Source organism: Rheinheimera mesophila (genome assembly GCF_000986865.1).
GTDB lineage: Bacteria > Pseudomonadota > Gammaproteobacteria > Enterobacterales > Alteromonadaceae > Pararheinheimera > Pararheinheimera mesophila.
In genome coordinates this window covers 163,243-180,864 of record NZ_LAVS01000096.1, presented here as the reverse complement: position 1 = coordinate 180,864, position 17,622 = coordinate 163,243, and the positions used below count along the sequence as shown (strand labels likewise).

The 17,622-nt window shown below is 48.1% G+C and carries 16 protein-coding genes; 5 read left to right on the top strand and 11 right to left on the bottom strand.

The features are described 5' to 3' along the window. Positions 1-81: 81 nt before the first annotated feature. From SD53_RS17335 to SD53_RS18435, 5 genes are all read right to left on the bottom strand, one after another. On the bottom strand, positions 82-1,461 hold the full coding sequence (locus SD53_RS17335) for a hypothetical protein (protein ID WP_082101910.1): 1,380 nt from the start codon (positions 1,459-1,461) through the stop codon (positions 82-84). Positions 1,462-1,525: 64 nt separating this feature from the next. Next, complete coding sequence (locus tag SD53_RS17330; protein ID WP_173425709.1) at positions 1,526-2,506, bottom strand: response regulator; 981 nt, start codon at positions 2,504-2,506, stop codon at positions 1,526-1,528. Further along, entirely contained in the window at positions 2,506-5,826 is a 3,321-nt protein-coding gene (locus SD53_RS17325; RefSeq protein WP_046521435.1) for an MHYT domain-containing protein, read from the bottom strand. Before SD53_RS17325 ends, SD53_RS17330 begins: the two co-directional genes overlap by 1 nt. A gap of 25 nt (positions 5,827-5,851) precedes the next feature. Beyond that, positions 5,852-7,021 (bottom strand): dipeptidase, encoded by a 1,170-nt coding sequence (locus tag SD53_RS17320; protein ID WP_046521434.1) that lies wholly within the window; start codon positions 7,019-7,021, stop codon positions 5,852-5,854. A gap of 98 nt (positions 7,022-7,119) precedes the next feature. Next, positions 7,120-7,503: a DUF1294 domain-containing protein gene (locus tag SD53_RS18435; protein WP_052749453.1), complete on the bottom strand. Its 384-nt coding sequence runs from the start codon at positions 7,501-7,503 to the stop codon at positions 7,120-7,122. 231 nt (positions 7,504-7,734) lie between these two features. Here SD53_RS18435 and SD53_RS18430 point away from each other — a divergent pair, with 231 nt between their 5' ends. Then, positions 7,735-8,070, top strand: coding sequence for a YceK/YidQ family lipoprotein (locus SD53_RS18430; protein WP_082101908.1), 336 nt, complete (start codon positions 7,735-7,737; stop codon positions 8,068-8,070). Here the strand turns inward: SD53_RS18430 and yjeH are convergent. Next, positions 8,027-9,298, bottom strand: a complete 1,272-nt coding sequence (yjeH, locus tag SD53_RS17305) for an L-methionine/branched-chain amino acid transporter (RefSeq protein WP_046521432.1) — start codon at positions 9,296-9,298, stop codon at positions 8,027-8,029. The two genes, SD53_RS18430 and yjeH, sit on opposite strands and share 44 nt — an antisense overlap. Before the next feature lie 194 nt (positions 9,299-9,492). Here yjeH and SD53_RS17300 point away from each other — a divergent pair, with 194 nt between their 5' ends. After that, positions 9,493-9,921, top strand: coding sequence for an Lrp/AsnC family transcriptional regulator (locus SD53_RS17300; protein WP_046521431.1), 429 nt, complete (start codon positions 9,493-9,495; stop codon positions 9,919-9,921). Here the strand turns inward: SD53_RS17300 and SD53_RS17295 are convergent. From SD53_RS17295 to SD53_RS17285, 3 genes are all read right to left on the bottom strand, one after another. Next, positions 9,905-11,359: a diguanylate cyclase gene (locus tag SD53_RS17295; RefSeq protein ID WP_046521430.1), complete on the bottom strand. Its 1,455-nt coding sequence runs from the start codon at positions 11,357-11,359 to the stop codon at positions 9,905-9,907. The genes SD53_RS17300 and SD53_RS17295 overlap by 17 nt on opposite strands. A 160-nt stretch (positions 11,360-11,519) precedes the next feature. Continuing rightward, entirely contained in the window at positions 11,520-12,056 is a 537-nt protein-coding gene (locus SD53_RS17290) for a glycine zipper 2TM domain-containing protein (protein ID WP_046521429.1), read from the bottom strand. A gap of 105 nt (positions 12,057-12,161) precedes the next feature. Further along, entirely contained in the window at positions 12,162-12,422 is a 261-nt protein-coding gene (locus SD53_RS17285; RefSeq protein ID WP_046521428.1) for a GNAT family N-acetyltransferase, read from the bottom strand. A gap of 76 nt (positions 12,423-12,498) precedes the next feature. On the opposite strand from SD53_RS17285, the gene SD53_RS17280 reads away from it, so the two are divergent. Beyond that, on the top strand, positions 12,499-13,245 hold the full coding sequence (locus tag SD53_RS17280) for a substrate-binding periplasmic protein (protein ID WP_046521427.1): 747 nt from the start codon (positions 12,499-12,501) through the stop codon (positions 13,243-13,245). A 210-nt stretch (positions 13,246-13,455) separates the two neighbouring features. Here SD53_RS17280 and SD53_RS17275 read toward each other — a convergent pair whose 3' ends face one another. Beyond that, positions 13,456-14,796, bottom strand: a complete 1,341-nt coding sequence (locus SD53_RS17275) for an NAD(P)/FAD-dependent oxidoreductase (RefSeq protein ID WP_046521426.1) — start codon at positions 14,794-14,796, stop codon at positions 13,456-13,458. Between the two features lie 78 nt (positions 14,797-14,874). Here SD53_RS17275 and SD53_RS17270 point away from each other — a divergent pair, with 78 nt between their 5' ends. Next, positions 14,875-15,441, top strand: coding sequence for a GNAT family N-acetyltransferase (locus SD53_RS17270; protein WP_046521425.1), 567 nt, complete (start codon positions 14,875-14,877; stop codon positions 15,439-15,441). A gap of 325 nt (positions 15,442-15,766) precedes the next feature. Here SD53_RS17270 and SD53_RS17265 read toward each other — a convergent pair whose 3' ends face one another. Then, the gene (locus SD53_RS17265; RefSeq protein WP_046521424.1) at positions 15,767-16,030 is read right to left on the bottom strand and encodes a hypothetical protein; all 264 of its coding nucleotides are present in this window, start codon (positions 16,028-16,030) and stop codon (positions 15,767-15,769) included. Between the two features lie 210 nt (positions 16,031-16,240). On the opposite strand from SD53_RS17265, the gene SD53_RS17260 reads away from it, so the two are divergent. Then, on the top strand, positions 16,241-17,485 hold the full coding sequence (locus SD53_RS17260) for an NRAMP family divalent metal transporter (protein ID WP_046521423.1): 1,245 nt from the start codon (positions 16,241-16,243) through the stop codon (positions 17,483-17,485). Positions 17,486-17,622 lie beyond the last annotated feature (137 nt).

The window sequence follows — 17,622 nt, the reverse complement described above, 5'->3', positions numbered from 1 at the left end:
TTAAAGTCAGGACTTTGGCCGAAAAAGAGTCTGTTGATATTTACATCAATAGACTCTTGTCGTATTTACTTGTTTGCTTCACTACTCAGGTTCAACTCTGGCGCTGACCGATACTATGGAATAATCTGCCCAGTCGGCTCCAAAAAGCTCATTGGGTGGCAGAGTACTTCTGTTTGACAGCTTCTGGATAGCAGTTTGGTAGAAGTCCTGACCTGCGTAACGGAACAACGAGAAATCAAGGGTAATGCTGGATGCATTGGCCAGTTGACTTTCTATTCCGTAGTCTGAGGGTAAAGCATTTTCCGGATAATTGCCTCTAATGGGACCATAATACTGTTCCGTATATGTTGAACCATCCTGCAAACTGACTTGTGCAAAAATAGAGAGCATAGTGTACTGGTCTGCATTGTTAATCTGATAGGACGTTGAGTCTGAACTGATAAAATTATCAAAGGTTTCCGCCAGACTGAGCAAGGGGCTGACATCAGGCATTGTTAATGTAGCTGTGTTTTCGTTTTCATAATCAAAAACTTTTCTTCGTGCTATCAAAACATTTACGGTTTGATTACCTTCAACACGCTGTTCGAATCTACTGCCTCTTAGATGCACTCTGCTCGATACATCTAAATCTTCGATAACAGAGATATCACCTGTTTCAGGTGGGATTGTATAAGAAGCAAATTGTCCGTTTACTTCATGCGATACACTAGCGTTGAAAAAGTTTGGGTCCACAACTGCAGTATAAGAATTACCTGACGCAGAAACTAACACGTCCAGATCGCTATTAACATCATAGTCACTTAAAGTACCTGCAACTGCTGAACCTCCGTTATGCCCAAACACAGTTAAGGTTGGCCAGTCACTATTTGGCTTGCGACAGATTTGGGTGTCAGGAAAGACCCCGGTTCTGCCGGTTATCTCTTGATATCGAGGGGTATTTGCCGCCCCCGTCAGTTGTGCTCCTTGATCAGAAAGAGCTAACAGCGTGCTGATGGTGACGTCTTTGGTCACGCATTCGCAGTCTCCTGGTGCTGACGATGAAACTTCGAATTTTCCAAGGTAGCCTACCGGATGTTGTGCTCTGGATTCAACATAAGTTCGGGTACCAGACGTTGTTGTCGTTTGCGTGATAAAAGCGATGTTCACGTTTTGAGTCTGTGGGATGCTGGCACTGATTTTGCCTTGAGCATCAGGCCTATGCCTGCTTTTAATTGCCCAATTAGAGTCATAAACCACCAATTCAGCATTAGTTGCTGCTATCTCGGTGTTACAGACGGTGCTTTGTACAATATCTGCGGTCAGGTTAACGTTGGTATTTCCTCCTGTGCCACCTCCTGTGGAGCCTCCATCACTTCCTCCTGTGCCACCTCCTGTGGAGCCTCCATCACTTCCTCCTGAACCTCCGCATGCGGTAAAGAAAATAGTGCTTGTTAATACAGCCAACAACTTCAATCTGTTCATTCATAGTCCTTTTTTAATTTGTCATTCCGTTTAGGTATTAAATGTTATCAACATAAGAACTGCATTATTCCGCCCAACGCTGTTTAATTTCAAGGATTTGTTGCAGGTTTTCATCCAGCAGATCGACCAGTCGTGGTTCAAAATGCAAGCCTTTCTGCTGATGGATATGCTGCAGTGTTTCTTCAATAGTCCAGGCTTGTTTGTAAGGCCGGGCACTGGTTAAGGCATCAAATACGTCGGATAAAGCCACAATACGGGCTTCGATGGGGATTTGTTCGCCGGACAGGCCAAAAGGGTAGCCTGAGCCGTCCCATTTTTCGTGATGATACAAAGCCACGGCTTTGGCCATTTTCAATAAGTCAGAATCACAATCGCCGATGATCTCCGCCCCTATCAACGGGTGCTTTTGCATCTCTTTGTATTCGTCAGCAGTCAGCTTGCCGGGTTTAAGCAGAATATTGTCGGCTATGCCGATTTTGCCTATATCGTGCATGGGGGCTGCATGCAGCAAGTCTTCGGCTTTTTGTTCGCTAAAGCCATAAGCCAGCGCTATCACCTGCGCATAGTGGCTCATCCGCATCACATGTAAGCCGGTTTCATTGTCTTTGTATTCAGCGGCCCGGCCTAACCTTTGGATCACCTGCAACCGGGTTTGTTTTAACTCCTGCGCCTGCACCAATGACAAATGTGTTTTGACGCGAGCCCGCACTACAGCCGGACTGATAGGCTTAGTGATGTAATCCACGGCGCCCAATTCAAAGCCTTTGGTTTCGTCCATTTCATCTTTTAGGGCTGTGACAAAAATCACCGGAATAGCACTGGTCGCCGGATTGGCTTTTAAACGGGCACAGACATCAAAGCCAGTTAACCCCGGCATCATCACATCCAGCAGTATTAAATCGGGTTGTTCTTTTTGTACCAGCTGTAAGGCTTCTTCACCACTTTTAGCAAATAACAAGCGGTATTGCTCCTGCAGCACAGTGCGCAGTACTCTTAAATTGGTGGGTTCGTCATCGACCAATAACAGGCTTTGTTTTTCTGCCATCAGAGCTCTCCTTTACCCAGCTGTTGTTGTAGCTGCTCCAGCAGCTGCAACGCAAGGCTAAAGTCAAAATCGTTTACCGCGTCCAGCAACTTCAGCAGTAACTGCTGATGTGGACCACTGTAGTGAGACAATTGCTCTATCCCTTGATCGTCCAGTTCATGTCTTAATAAAGACTGTTGCAGGTTTTCCAGCATTGCCGCCAGTTGCTGGTGATCCAGCTGTGTGGATTGTGTCTGTTCAGCCAGAGGTTGTTCCTCTAACAGCCTCTGATGCTCAGCTTCAAATTTTGACCAGCAGCCCAGTATCTTTTGCAGTAATTCAGCTGCTCTTTGTTGCTGTTGCTGCCGTGCTGCCTGTTCCAGTTCGGCACAAACTCTGCTTAATGGCTCCAACCCCAAATTAGCACTGACCCCTTTAATAGCATGAGCTTGTTGCTGCACAGCGTTATAGTTTCCAGCCTGTAGCTGCTGCACAGCCAGTTGTATCATCGGCTTTTGTTGTTGCAGAAATTGTTCTAACTGCGGCAGATAAGTAGCCAAATTACCCCATAACTGCAGGGCTTTGGGCAGGTTCAGCAACTGAACTGTGGTAGTGACTTGAGAATGCTGTGATAAAGGTTCACGTACTTCAATATTGAGCACACGGGCTATTTCAAAACACAAAGCCGCGAAGTCTATAGGTTTGGTGGCAAACCCCTGCATACCCGCTTCTTTGGCTGCAATCTTATCTTCATCCAGTACGCTGGCTGTTAAGGCAATGACTGGCAGAATGGTTTTGTTTTGTGCCATCTCCCATTGTCGTATTTGCTTGCAGGCTTGCAGTCCATCCAGATTCGGCATCTGAATATCCATCAACACCAGATCAAAGTCCTGTTGTTTGATCATTTTCACGGCTTCAATACCATCAGTCACTGCTGTGACCTGATGACCTGCACGTTGCAGCAAGAGTTTCAGCAGCTCCAGATTCTGCGGTATATCATCGGCAATCAGTATATTGAGCGCAGGTAAAGCTGGTATATAACCTTGTTGGCCAGTCGCAGTGGCTTTACCGGTTTGTAACGGCAGGCTGAATTCAAAACAACTGCCAACACCTTCTGTGCTTTGCACTGTAATGTGCCCGCCCATCAGCTCGACCAGTTGTTTACTGATGGTGGTTCCAAGGCCTGTGCCGCCAAAACGACGGCTCATTGAGGCGTCGGCCTGAGTAAAAGCATCAAAAATATGCGGTAAACGATCGGCCGCGATCCCTATGCCAGTGTCCTCAATACTGAATCTGATCTGCTGCTGCGCAGTAGGGGCAACCTGCACCCGTACTGAGCCCTGGTCAGTAAATTTGATCGCATTACCAATCAGATTGGTCAGTACCTGACGCAGCCGGTCTGGCGCACCGTAATAAAATTCACCCAGTTGCGGGTCAAGTTCCAGTTTTAATTCGAGCTGTTTTTTCCGTGCCTGGATCCACAAAGTAGACACCACGCCATCCAGCACAGCGGGCAAAGAGAAATCCTGTAATTCCAGCTCCAGTTTGCCTTTTTCCAGCTTGGCACTGTCGAGAATGTCGTTTAATAAATGCAATAACGAGTGGGCTGAACCATGGATAGTAGCCAGATGTTTTTTCTGTTCGGCCGACAAATCCGAGCTTAATAACAAGTCGCTGAAGCCAATAATGGCATTCATCGGCGTGCGGATTTCATGGCTCATATTGGCCAGAAATGCGCTGCGACTTTCGGCGGCCAGCTCCGCTTTGTTTTTCGCTTCCAGTAACTCCACTTCCATCTGCTTCCGCTGGCTGATATCCATCAGGAAACCGTCCAGCCAAATGATCTCACCTTGCGCTGATTTTATCGCCTCACCATATTCCAGTATCCAGCGAATGGAGCCATCTTTATGCCGGATGCGGTATTCAATAGTGAAATGCCCCTGATACAGATCCAGTTGGGTGGTGGTGCTTTTATCATCCGGATGGACTAAATCAGACCAGCTTCGTGTGGCAGAGGGCAGCATAAAGTCGCTGGCCGGATAACCGGACAAGGTTTCAATGGCGTCGCTGATGAACACCATATCCCAGTTCTCATTAAACAGGCAGCGGTAGGCTGCGCCCGGGATATTACCAATTAAAGAGCGGAATTTTTCTTCGTTCTCTTTCAGTGCCTGCTCCATCTGCAGGCGGCTACTGATGTCAGTGATAAAAGCGACAAAAATATCTTCGTCGGGTAATTTGGCATGACCTATCGCCAGGCGTACCGGGACGGTATGACCATCTTTATGCACAGCTTCCACATCGCGGCCTATTCCTATAATTTTAGCTTCGCCGGTGCGCAGGTAGTTTTCTAAGTAGGAATCGTGATCAGGACGAATGGTCGCTGGAGTGAGAATATTGACGTTTTTATGCAGTAACTCTGCCTGAGTCCAGCCAAGAATTTTCTCCGCGGCTTTGTTCATGCCCAGGATCAATCCCTGGGTATTAATAGTCACTATGCCATCGACAGCGGTGTCCATCATCGCCAATAAACGGCTTTCATTGGTTTTGGCCGCGGCGCTGGCTTCCCGGTACTTGAGTAACAGATTAATAGCGACCACTAAGCTACTGATCATCAGCGTAGTGAAAGTGATTGCCATCGCCAGCACCAGCGGTAATTCTCCTGGCTGGGTATCCGGCTGAAAACCTGCGGGTGGAACAAAACGGGCTGCTGCCATCCCCGTGTAATGCATACCGCTGATAGCGGCGCCCATCACCAGACTACTTAACACCGTGAGCCAATGCGGAGCCAGATTCAGGCGTTTTAAACCAAAGCGGATCCAAAGCGAAAGCACTGCCAGCACAACAGCAACCAAAATAGAGAGTAAAAAGGTTGCTAAGTCATAACGTAAAGCCACAGACATTTGCATGGCGGCCATACCGGCATAGTGCATAGTGCCGATACCAGCACCCATCAGTAGCCCCCCCAGTAAGAGCTGGGGCAGGCTGATGCGTTTTTTACTGATGAGGTCCAAAGCGACCCAGGACGCGGCTATGCTGGGCAACATCGACAAAGCGGTCAGGCCAAAGTGATAACTGACCTCTGTGCACAAGGTAAAAGCCAGCATGCCAATAAAATGCATCGACCAGACACCGCCACCCAGGGCGATACTGCCACTGCCCAACATCATCAGGCGCAACGACTTTTTGCTGACACTGATGGCCTGAGCTGTTACCTGCATCGCCATGGCAGATGCAAATACCGCAATTAAAAACGACAACAGCACTAAACTGGGATCGTAACTTCCAAAGAGCAGCAATGGATCGGCCGGGTGTTCGAACAACTGACGTAACCAATCCATGCCTTAGACCTCTTACTCGTTTGGATTAATGTTTAGCTGCATAATCCTCAACAGCACGCCATACCCGCAACGTATTGCCGGACAATACTTTTTCAATTTCCTGCTCTGTGTAACCACGTTCTAATAAACCACGGATCAGGTTGGGGTACATAGACACATCTTTTAGCTGTTCAGGTAAGGAGTCGCCGACACCGTCAAAATCAGAGCCTATGCCAACATAGTCGATACCGACCAGCTTTTTCACATAGTCTATATGATCCAGCACCTTGTCTAACGAGGCGAATGGATATGGATGTTTCTTTTTATACTCTGCGGTAAAGGCATCTTTATCGGTTTGGCCCGAGGCTTTAAATGCACCGTCCCGCTGTAGCCCCCACTGATTCGCTGCCGATACGACAAAAGCAGAGCCGAAGTTAATTTGGATCACACCACCGTTTTTCGCTAGCGCCTTGATCATGTCATCGTCCATATTGCGCTCAAAGCCCGGTACAAAAGCCCGTAAAGAGGAATGCGAGGCAATCACAGGCACTTTGCTAAGCTCAACAGTCTGATAAAAGGCGTCGTCCGAGACATGCGAGATATCTATCATCACCCCGGTTTCATTCATCGCTTTGATCAGCTCTTTACCAAAAGGGCTTAAACCTTTCCATTGCCGGCGTAAATCATAGCTGGAGTCGGCGATATGGTTACTTTCGGAGTGTGCCAGTGTGATGTAACGGATACCGCGGTCATAAAAGTGTTGCAGGTTCTCTAATTTGCCTTCAATCGGCGTACCGTTTTCCATCCCCAGGGCTAAAGAAATTTTACCTTCTTTAAAGTGTTTGGCTAAGTCGGCGCTGTTGTAGGCCATGGCGAATTTATCCGGTGCGCGGCCTACCAGAGCTTCCATATTGTCAATAAGCTGGTTTGCCAGCAAATAACCGCCGCCTTTTTTCTCGTAAGAGGCCGGGATATAAATCGACATAAAAGGCGCATTTAAACCGCCGGCTTTGGCGCGGGGGTAATCAAATTCACCTCTTTGGGTGGCTTTGGTTACATCTTCCCAATCGTCGTGCAAGCGATAAGGTACGTCGATATGAGTATCAATAATCAGTGTACTTTGGGCAATTTTGTTGGCTTGTTGTGTGAAGTCTGCGGCGTGGGCCTGCAGCGCGAATGTAGTGAGCAAACTAATAGACAACAGAGTAAAGCGCATAGATCCCTCGATCGTGTTCACTGCAATGCAGTTATTTTTTTCTTAATCTATCGCGCTTTGTACTCTGGGTATAGTGCTTCTGGTCGCAGTTTTTGTTGTTATGGCAGCAACCAGCCAGATAACCACAAGCTATACAGAGCTGAAGTATGCAGTACCACCGTCAGCCAGAATAATAACTGAAAGCTGAGTTTACGATTTTTATGTCGGAACCAGTGCTGGGCGACAAAAGCTGCGGGCCAACCACCGACTAAACCCAGTAACAATAAAGTGCTCTCCTGAGTTCGCCACGCCTGTTGTTCCGCGGCCTTTTTGTCGCGCCAGTAACCAAACAAGGTCACAGCATTAATCAGAAAAAAGCCATACTTCAGCCAACCCGGCACCAATAGCTGCCAGTCCAGATACAGCAGCCATAAGGTGAGCAGCACAAAAAGACCTATACTGAATTTTAAACTAAAGCGAAAAGTGCCGGTGTCCGGTTGCATAAACAAATCCTCAGAGGCAGTTTGACAGGCGCTTGGAACAAAGACGTTCAGAAGCCCATGGATACTAAAGAATACTAGCTGAAATGCGGCTGAACCAGAGTTCTTTGTCATTGTTTTTTCTGAAGATATCTGTTTCACTCCAATCTATTTTGTATAGTCGGTACTGCCGATGATTTTTATGCAGGTGCTGTAGGACTGGTAAACGCAGAGGCGCAAACAAAAGGAAATGAAATGAGACAACAGATCTGCGCTCTCAGCCTGCTCACGCTCACCCTGTTTTTCGTGGGTTGTGGCACAGTCAAAACTCTGGCTCCTGAGCAGGGCAAAGTCAGCATCAGCTATCAGGATAAACACAGCTATTGCCAGTCTATTCCCCGGATTTACAGCGGTGTTGCGCATAACTTTTGCCAAATGTATGGCGAGCCAAATAAAACCAGCTATACCACTGCGGCGGACGTGCCGGTTTGGGCCATCGACACCATGCTTTGTGCCGTCACTGATACGCTGGCTTTGCCTTATACCATCAGCCGTCAACTGAAGGATGGCTCCCTAAAGGTGGTACGCTAAGTCGTTGTTTTCTTTGCTGTATATATAAAGCTGGCCAAACAAGCAGAATCAATAACAGGGCATACAGCATATGCTCTGCTATCGCTATAACCAGTAGCAGACACAAAGCGAAACTCAGTACACTCACTGCCTTATAACGCCGCGGCAAGAGTTGGCAGGCGGCTGCCATACTGACCAGATAAATCACCACAAAAACACCGTTGACCCAACTGATCAGATCGTCCAATTGTTGAGCCGTAAGCCAGGTCAGCACCAATACTACCGCCATAGCGGCGATAATGGCGCTCAGCGCTCGTTGTGGCATATGGTAGCGATTTTTCTGCTGAAAATAGCCAGGGGTAATGCCTTGCTCACTAAAACTGGCCAGAGATCGGGCGACACTGGCGGTATAAACATTGACTGTCGCTATACCACTGCAAAAACCTAACATGCCAAGGACCAGTTCTCCGTAGCCGCCAAGTAGTTGATTAAAAATACCAATCATCGCAAGTGGATGCTCTGACCCGGCCATCAGCACCAGGTAACTGCAAGCCAGATAAATAGCTCCAACCACCAGACAACCACGAAGAAGTGCAGGTAATAAATCTTTGCTGGCGTCACGGAAATCATGAGCCAGATGGGTCATAGCCTCCACACCTAAAAAACTCCAAAAGGCGATAGCGCAAGCGGCGGCTAATGCGCTGCGGTTAAAGTCAGCAGGCGAGGGGTATTGCCATGGCTGGGGATGCAACAAACCAAAGGCCAGCAACAGCAGCAAGACGACGGTAATAATCAATAAAGTTAAGCCAAATTGTAATCGGGCAGACAGTTGTAATCCGCGGTAATTCAGCAGCCAAAGAAGCCCCAGCAGACCGAATTCCACTGGCAGTCGCCATTGCTGGGCAGATGGAAGCAAAGGCGCAATAAATTCAAAGGTCATCATCAGGGCAGCAGAGGCACCAAGTGGCACGACCAATAAAAACATCAGTCCCAGTACCCGTCCTGTCAGCTCGCCAAAGGCTAAAGCCGCGAAGTGCGCTGGCCCTGTGGCATGGGGAAAACGACTGGCCAGCAGACCAAAGGTAATAGCCAGCGGTACTACCGCCAGAGTGAGCAACAACCAGGCCAGTAAAGCCCAGCTACCTGCCACCGCGACTGTCATTTGTGGCAAAATAAATACTCCGGTTCCCAGTAAGGTGGTGGCCATCAAGGCTGCACCTTGCCAGCGGCCAATTCCATGATCAGACATAGTTGTTCTCAGCAAAGTAGACTGCCAATAGTCTAATCAAAGCCGAAGCGACAAACTGCGGTTTTCCACCGTGAAAATGCCGCAGTAATAAGTACAAAGGCGACAAAATGCCGGAGTAGATATACCAGACAAGCTGCAGCATGTAGAATTCGACCACTGTGAAACTCAGCTTTTAAGGTTCCCCGGGTAAACAGATGGATAAATTTGATCAACATATTCTGGCCGAGCTGAAAAAAGATGCGCGGCAAAGCGTGTCGACTTTGGCAGAGAAAGTCAGCCTGTCACGCAGTGCGGTATCTGATCGTATTAAGCGTATGGAGCAAAACGGTGTGATCCGCGGCTATCAGGTCTTGCTGTCTGAGTCGCAGAAAAGTGCAGTCTCGGCTTACTTTGAAATTCAGCACCGCTGTGGTCGTTGTGCTGATGTGATGCATGTATTTCGGGCTATTCCTGAAGTCATGACCTGTCATGGCATCAGCGGAGAAATGGACTTATTAGTTTATGTCAAAACGGAATCTATGCAGCGGTTGCATCAAATCCGCGAGTTACTGGATGCTGAACTGGATGTGATTAAAATCCGCACTCATGTGGTGATGAGTGAATGGATTAATAATCTGGGCTAGCCTCAGAAGCCGCCCGAACGGCGCAGTTCCGGCCTGAGTGTTTGGCCTGATAGAGAGCGTGGTCCGCCAGTTCAACCAATTGCTTACTGTCCATAGTGGCAGGGGGGATCTGGCAGTACCAGCCGATACTGACGGTACAATAGCCCTGTTGATGGTTCAATCGTACCTGATGAGCTTCAAGCTTCTGCAAGAAATCTTCCAGCAATTGCTGCATAGTCTCAGCGTCACTGCCAACACTGACCAGAATAAACTCCTCGCCGCCATAGCGTACCAGCAGGTCGTCTTTGCGCTGAAACTGACGTTGGCACAGTGCTGCAAAGTCTTTTAAACACTGATCACCGAAGTTATGGCCCAGGGTGTCGTTAATGTCTTTAAAGTGATCCAGATCCATCATTGCCAGCGTCAGTGGCAGTTGTTGTCGCTGACATAAAGCCAGAGCCTGCTGCACACGAGGTTCAAAATAGTGTCTGTTGTACAACCCGGTCAGCGGGTCGTGCTGACTGAGTTGCTCCAGGCGCAGATTGGCCTCAAGCAGAGCCTGATTCAGCTTTTTCAGCTTCAGATAACTGATGCTGACGACCGAAATCAGCAAGGCAAAAGCCAACAACATTTGCCAGAACAGCTCGTAGTTAAAACTCTGCTCATAACGAATGGCCAGCCAGCTATTGTTGATTTGTTGTTTTTGTTCCGGGCTGATCTGCAGTAACAAGGTGTCAAAAATTTCCAAAAGCAGAGGGTCATCATTCCTGCAGGCCAGGCTCAGCAGCGTGTCTTCGCTCAGTCGTCCTGCTATTTTCAAGTTAGTGATGGCGTTTTTTTGCAGGCTATAACTGATACTGCCCATATTGCCAAGCATGCCGTACAAGTAGCCTGCCTGTACCTGCAATAGTCCTTGTTCGTAGTCATGAAAGGGCACCAGCTTTAACTGGGGATAACGTTGCTGGTACAGCTCAAGCGTGCCAAAGCCAGAGCGGATGCCCACAGCAGAAGAGGGGGGAATATCAGCGACAGAGCGGATCAGGGCTTTGTCTTTGGTGGTCACCACGACATTAGGAACTTCCAGATAGGCTTTGGTAAAAAGCAAATACTCAAGGCGAGAGGGCGTTGGCATGGCCAAGGTGAGTAAATCACAACGTCTGTCTTTTGCTGCCTGTAAAGAGGAGGGCCAGTCTGCGGTAGGGTACAACAGTAGCGGTACAGGTATCATCTGTTGCAGCAAGCGAATGTATTCTGCTGAGATGCCAATATGTTTACCTTGCTCAGACAAGGCTTCAAAAGGTAACCAATCCGGGTCTATGCAGTAGGTTACCTGACCTTTGCGCTTCAAATAGGTGATCTGTTGGTCGGACAGCACAGGGCCCGCCTTGGCAGGCAGACTTAGCAGGACAAAGCTCAGCACAAGAACTGTGGCTGAACAGATAAAGCCTGACGCTGACATCAGATAAAAACCTAGTGTGTTAGCTTATGCTGTTTTAGCACCATAGGTCTGGTTTGGATAAGTCGCAAGGCGGATGAAAAAATATAACGACCAGCAGGAACAAGATGCAAACTAAAATGCCCCAGAGCGGGGCATTTTAACCAAAGGGCGGCTATGTTGTTTACTGGACGCTGGCGGTCAGTAATTGCCCATCTTTCACCGGAATACGTTCTGCCGGTTCCTCGTCTAAACGGGTTTTATGAACTTTACCGTCCAGCAGATAAGTGACGTCATAACCAATCACCCGTTTTTCCTGCTTCTGCACTGTTTTACAGACCCGGCGGGTTGTAGTTTCGACATCTTTATTCTGCATATCCGTTTGAACCTGTTTGCCGGCATAACCACCCGCAGCAGCACCAGCCACAGTTGCAATCTTTTTACCTGAACCACCACCAACCTGGTTACCCAGCACACCGCCAACTACAGCACCTAATACTGTACCTGCGATTTGATGCTGGTCCTGTACAGCTTTTTTCTGTTGCACTATCTGATCGGTACATTGTTCAACCGGCACGTTATAGCTCTCGTAAACAGCTTTGCTGGCTACGACCTCAGCAAATTCCGGTTCTTTATCTAAATAACTGTAGCCTGCCATAGAGCCTAAAGCAGTAACGGCTATGCCACCTACCACTAAACCTGCAATAAGAGACTTGTTCATGCTGCACCTCAATTCACTGTGATAAAGTTCAATTGCCCATGGCAATGAAGTTGAGCAAAGTGTAGGTCAGTCAAGCTGTACTCAAACTGAATCGTAAGGAAATGTTTAGTTTTTTAAGAAGGGTTGCACATAGGAACAACTGGCCTGCATTTCATAGCCTTGTGTTTTAGCCCATTGCATACCTGCGTCCACCAGCAGGCGAGCTAAGCCCTGACCTCTGGCACTTTCAGGAACATAAGTACGGTAAAAGTTGATTTTCCGGTTATTTGGATCAAGGCTATATAAAAGCTCCGCCTGTTCATTGACCCACTGAATAATAAATCGCTGCTCATTGGGCTTGTGCTGAATTTCGATCGGTTCTGACATAAAGACCACCTTTGATGGTGCAGGATAATTGAATTCAGCTTAAAGATTTTATTGCATTTGGCATAGAGGTAAACGCATGAGATGGTTGTTGCTGTTGTGTATCGCCTTTAGTTTTGCCATACAAGCCAAGACTGAACTCACCATACTGGTTGGTTTAGACAAACCTCCTTACATAGATTTGAACGACAGTTCAGGCTATGAGCTGGATTTATTAGGTTTACTGATCAAACGAATGGGGTATGACCCTGTGTTTTTGCATGTACCTAACGCCAGAATCAAAGATCTGATGCTGGATGGCAAAGCAGATATAGCGACTTTACAAAAACCTGATCCTCAACAGCCGCAGTTGTATTATTCGCAGCCCTATATTCGTTATCAGAATATTGCAGCTAGTCTTGCCTCAAAAAGCTTACAACTGCATCAATTAGCCCAGCTAAAACCTTATGCTGTGGTAGCCTTCCACAATGCACGCACTCTGCTGGGTCCGGAGTACCAGCAATTGGTCCCTTTGTTTATGAGTTATCAGGAGGTTGCCAATCAAAGTCAGCAGCTACAAATGTTGTTGTTGCAGCGTTGCGATGTGGTGGTGATGGACAGAAACATTTTTTATTACTATGCCAAACAGGCGGGGCAGAGTATGCAACTTTTTGATCTTGCGCCTGTATTTCCGGCCAGTTTGTACAGTGCGGCCTTTAAAAATATCAGGTTAAGAAACAAATTTAACAAGGCTCTGGCTGAGGTACAGCAAGAGCCTGTTTTTACTCAGCTACAGCTGAAGTATTTTTCGGAAGTGAATCAGCAGCTTCAGGAGCCTCAGTTGTAGATGCTGTCAGCGCAGCCTGAGCTTCTTCCGCTTTTTGCTTCAGTCGGATTGAGTTTTTCACCAGAATATTTTTCTTTTGTTTGGCTCTTTTACTGATTTTCTTTTTTAACGCTTTGCTTGAACTCATACTCTGTTATCTCTGTCCGTCGGTCTATGGCGGCTAGTTTACCTTAGTCTGCTGAATTCCCCCAACCACTTGATGGCGTGAGATCAAAACCAGCGATCTTTCACCATGCCATAATGAAAATAGCCCCATTGGCCTAAACGCCGCAACGCCGGTAGTGGGAACTTTGGCAAGGCAGTTTGGTACAGTGGGATCTGCGGTAAAGGCAGCCCCATTAAGCGTTCAGCCAGCCGTTTGCCCGCTTGCACCGAAAAGGTCAAGCCGCTGCCACAATAACCCATGCTATACAGCACTTGGCCTTTGTCATCGGCTTGCGCCAGATGCGGAATATCGTCCAGCGTCATACAAATCCAGCCTGACCAACTGTAGTCATAACGCAGTTGCTGCAAAGCCGGAAAGCTGAGTTTCAGCACGTCCAGCAAACGCCTGGCGAAATAAGGATCGTCAGCCCCTTTGCCGGTAATAGCACCACGGCCGCCAAACAAAATTCTGTTGTCCGGTAATTTACGGTAATAGTACTTCAGTGCTCTGGTATCCATAATCACCTGCGAAGTTAAAAAGTTGCAGGCGGCTAACTGAGCGTCAGACAAAGGTTCGGTAACAATAATTTGTGATAACACAGGCAAAGTGCGCTCTTGCACACCGCTGTGCAGCAACTTCGGGGTATAACCATTGCTGGCAATCACTACTTTTTTGGCCCGCACTAGAGCTTGGGGTGTGATCAAAAGCTGATGTTCCCCGTCTTGTTGCCATTGCGTAACAGGGCTTGCACTATAAATTTTAGCTCCGGCTTGTCGTGCCCGTTGCTGATAACCCCAGGCCAGTTTCAGCGGGTTGACACCAAAACCATCGTAAAAACGCAAGGCGGCATAGGCATGCTGGTCGGCGACAAATTTCTGGTGCAGTTCATCCCGGTTGAACAACTCCACCTGATAACCAAATTCCTTTTGCAACAAGCTGGCTTGTTGTTGCAGGGTTTTAATCATAGATGGCTTATGCGCCATGCGCAGATAACCTGCGTCCTGCTGGTCGCAGTCTATGCCGGTGGCAATCAAAGCTTTGACGGTTTCAAGGCCAGCACAAAATTCGTTATAAATGCCATGCATAGCGGCTTCGCCATACTGCGAACGCATCACTGAATAAGGTTTGCGGCCAGAGGATTTCAGTACAAAACCGGCATTACGGCCGCTGCAACCCCAGGCGGTTTGGTTGGCTTCCAACACCACAGCTTTGACACCATGTTCTGTCGCCAGATGATAAGCACAGGACAAGCCGGTATAACCTGCGCCAATAATGGCGACATCCACTGTCAGATCCTGTTGCAACTGGCCATCGTCCAGAGGAGCAGTACCTGAATGATCGGCCCAATAGCTGTTTGGCAACGGCTGGCCCTGGCCTGGATGGGGGTCTAACAGCGGGTCGTACATCCGTTTTTCCTTTTTGTTGTATTGGATGAGCATTTTCGCGATCATGGCAAGAACCACAGAAAAAACCAAGAGTGTTTTATGTTTTCCAGTGCTATTCAGTACCGCCAGTTGCAGTTGCAGGATTATGCTGCCCTGTTGCAATTAGCCAATCGGGTGCATGGTGAGGGTTATCTGGACGCTCAGTCGCTGGCTTATTACCATCAGTTAAGTATTAAACAAGGCATAGATGCCAGTTTTGTCGCTTACGCCGACCAGCAACTGGTAGGTTTTCGTCTATGTTGGGCTGCCGGGCAATGGCAACCTGATCAGTGGTGCAGCACTGAACTCTGGCAAACCACTGTGGCTGAAACCAGCTACTTTAAGTGCAATACCATAGCGCCACTCTGGCAGGGACACGGCATAGGTGGTGAACTGATGAGCCGCTCTATAGCTGCATTGAAACAGCAAGGCGCCAAAGCCGGAGTGGCGCATTTGTGGCGGCAAAGCCCGGGCAATGCGGCGGTCAAATACTTCACTAAACAAGGCGGGCAACTGGTGAAAATTCATCCGGATAAATGGCGGCAAGACAGTCATAACGGCTATGAATGTGTGCGTTGTGGTTTTGATTGTCGATGTGAGGCCGCCGAGATGATTATCTATTTCTGAAAATCCGTCGTCATTGGTGCCGTAGCGGCGTTGACTGCAGTCATTCACCCCAATCGCATAGGTAATCTATGCTCATGGGGATTCATTCCTTTGTCGCCTTGCTACAACACCAATGCCTTTGGATTTTATCCTGTGTCCTTGATGCCGCAGCGGCGTTGACTGCAGTCATTCACCCCAATCGCATAGGTAATCTATGCTCATGGGGATTCATTCCTTTGTCGCCTTGCTACAACACCAATGCCTTTGGATTTTATCCTGCGTCCTTGATGCCGCAGCGGCGCGGGTTTATCCCCGCCCGTCCAACATCAGATAGATGCCTGTCAGACTATTCCGTCACCCAAGGCATGTCCGGCAATAACGCCAGATGTTCGATATAGCGCGGCAGATTAAAGCTTTCGTTACGCTCGATCACCGCTTCCATCTCTGGTGCTAAAGCGCATGCCATCAGCTCCAGCGCATCTTCTCTGCTGTGGCCTGTCATACATAACCGCATTAGCGTTTCTTTGACTTGTTTTGGATTATTATCAGCTAGCTGGTTTTCCAGCACTTCAAACAAGAGTTCCTGTGTTTCTAAATGTTCTTCGCTCATGGTGTCCTCTGCCTCATTTAGGTTTTTACTCTTAGTACTTGAAGCTTCCGCTTCAGCGGCTAAGGGCGAATGGGGCGCAGCATGCCAGAGCTCAGGCCAAGCGGCAAGCCGAAGGACCGACCTCTGAAGTTTTTGCACTGGCCTGATGGTGTTCCGCTATGGCTTTGGCTAAGCTGGGCCACGGCTTTTTAAACATTAAAACAAAAACTTATGCAACAGGGATATTCATCAAACTGGCACAGCAAGCTAAAAGCTTTGGGCCCAGGCATTTTATTGGCAACCGCTGCTATTGGTGGTTCACATATAGTGGCTTCGACTCAGGCTGGTGCTTTGTTTGGCTGGCAACTGGCCGTACTGATTGTGCTGGTTAATGTATTGAAGTACCCCTTTTTCCGTTTTGGCGTGGAATACAGCCTGCAAAGTGGTGAAACCTTGCTGGAGGGCTATCAAAAACAAGGCCGGGGTTATTTATTCAGTTTTGTCTGGCTGAATTTAATAGCGGCAGTAGTCAATACCGCAGGTGTGTTGCTGCTGACAGCCAGTTTGCTGCAGTTTTTTATGCCGGTGCAGTTATCCCTGACTGTGCTTTGCCTGATCTTGCTGGCTGTGTGTTTGCTGATTTTATTGGCGGGCCAATACAAGTTACTTGATAGCGTTTCCAAATGGGTGATGGTGCTGTTAACCATCACCACAGTAGCTGCGGCTGTGATCGCCTTTAACAAAGGCCCCACTGCTGCGCCGGATTTTGTTGGCCCTTCGCCCTGGCAATTAATCTATTTAGGCTTTTTAGTGGCGCTGATGGGCTGGATGCCGGCTCCTATTGAAATTTCCGCTATTAACTCCTTGTGGCTCAAAGCCAAACAGCAGCATACTCCGGTCAATAAACAAGATGGTTTGTTTGACTTTAACTTAGGCTACTGGAGTACCACAGTGCTGGCTTTGGTGTTTCTGGCGCTAGGCGCTTTGGTGCAATATGGCTCGGATCAGAAAGTAGAATTAGCCGGTGCTGCTTATACCCACCAGTTTGTAGCTATGTACGCCAGCACTATAGGCGACTGGTCAAAGCTGTTGGTGGCTTTAGTGGCCTTTCTTTGTATGTTTGGCACCACGCTGACTGTGCTGGACGGGTATGCCCGTACCATCAATGAGTCTTTTCAACTTTTGGGCTGGCAAAACACTGAACGAAAAAACAGCTACAACCTTTGGTTGTTGGCGCAGGCTGCGTCGGGTATGGCGGTGATTTTGTTTTTTAAATCAGCACTTGGCCCTATGCTGACCTTTGCCATGAGCCTGGCTTTTGTTACTACCCCTGTGTTTGCCTGGCTGAATTACCGCCTGATGCGGGGCCAGCAAAAGCATCTGATGCAGCCCTGGATCCGCTTGTTATCCTGGCTGGGACTGATTTACTTATTTGGTTTTGCGTTGCTGTTTATCTGGTGGTACCTGACGAAATAAAACCTTTCTATAATCATTCGTTTAATTTCAGCATAGATAAATTTGCTTGCGCTGGTTTAAGCCGCTCTGTAGTCTCAAATTCAGAGACCGGTTTAAACTGGCAGCAAGGTAGCAGAACACAACCTTTTCCCTCGATA

Excerpts from the sequence above, each read along its gene's own strand:
- SD53_RS17335 (WP_082101910.1), bottom strand. The coding sequence starts at position 1,461 with ATGAACAGATTGAAGTTGTTGGCTGTATTAACAAGCACTATTTTCTTT.
- SD53_RS17330 (WP_173425709.1), bottom strand. The coding sequence starts at position 2,506 with ATGGCAGAAAAACAAAGCCTGTTATTGGTCGATGACGAACCCACCAAT.
- SD53_RS17325 (WP_046521435.1), bottom strand. The coding sequence starts at position 5,826 with ATGGATTGGTTACGTCAGTTGTTCGAACACCCGGCCGATCCATTGCTG.
- SD53_RS17320 (WP_046521434.1), bottom strand. The coding sequence starts at position 7,021 with ATGCGCTTTACTCTGTTGTCTATTAGTTTGCTCACTACATTCGCGCTG.
- SD53_RS18435 (WP_052749453.1), bottom strand. The coding sequence starts at position 7,503 with ATGCAACCGGACACCGGCACTTTTCGCTTTAGTTTAAAATTCAGTATA.
- SD53_RS18430 (WP_082101908.1), top strand. The coding sequence starts at position 7,735 with ATGAGACAACAGATCTGCGCTCTCAGCCTGCTCACGCTCACCCTGTTT.
- yjeH (WP_046521432.1), bottom strand. The coding sequence starts at position 9,298 with ATGTCTGATCATGGAATTGGCCGCTGGCAAGGTGCAGCCTTGATGGCC.
- SD53_RS17300 (WP_046521431.1), top strand. The coding sequence starts at position 9,493 with ATGGATAAATTTGATCAACATATTCTGGCCGAGCTGAAAAAAGATGCG.
- SD53_RS17295 (WP_046521430.1), bottom strand. The coding sequence starts at position 11,359 with ATGTCAGCGTCAGGCTTTATCTGTTCAGCCACAGTTCTTGTGCTGAGC.
- SD53_RS17290 (WP_046521429.1), bottom strand. The coding sequence starts at position 12,056 with ATGAACAAGTCTCTTATTGCAGGTTTAGTGGTAGGTGGCATAGCCGTT.
- SD53_RS17285 (WP_046521428.1), bottom strand. The coding sequence starts at position 12,422 with ATGTCAGAACCGATCGAAATTCAGCACAAGCCCAATGAGCAGCGATTT.
- SD53_RS17280 (WP_046521427.1), top strand. The coding sequence starts at position 12,499 with ATGAGATGGTTGTTGCTGTTGTGTATCGCCTTTAGTTTTGCCATACAA.
- SD53_RS17275 (WP_046521426.1), bottom strand. The coding sequence starts at position 14,796 with ATGTACGACCCGCTGTTAGACCCCCATCCAGGCCAGGGCCAGCCGTTG.
- SD53_RS17270 (WP_046521425.1), top strand. The coding sequence starts at position 14,875 with ATGTTTTCCAGTGCTATTCAGTACCGCCAGTTGCAGTTGCAGGATTAT.
- SD53_RS17265 (WP_046521424.1), bottom strand. The coding sequence starts at position 16,030 with ATGAGCGAAGAACATTTAGAAACACAGGAACTCTTGTTTGAAGTGCTG.
- SD53_RS17260 (WP_046521423.1), top strand. The coding sequence starts at position 16,241 with ATGCAACAGGGATATTCATCAAACTGGCACAGCAAGCTAAAAGCTTTG.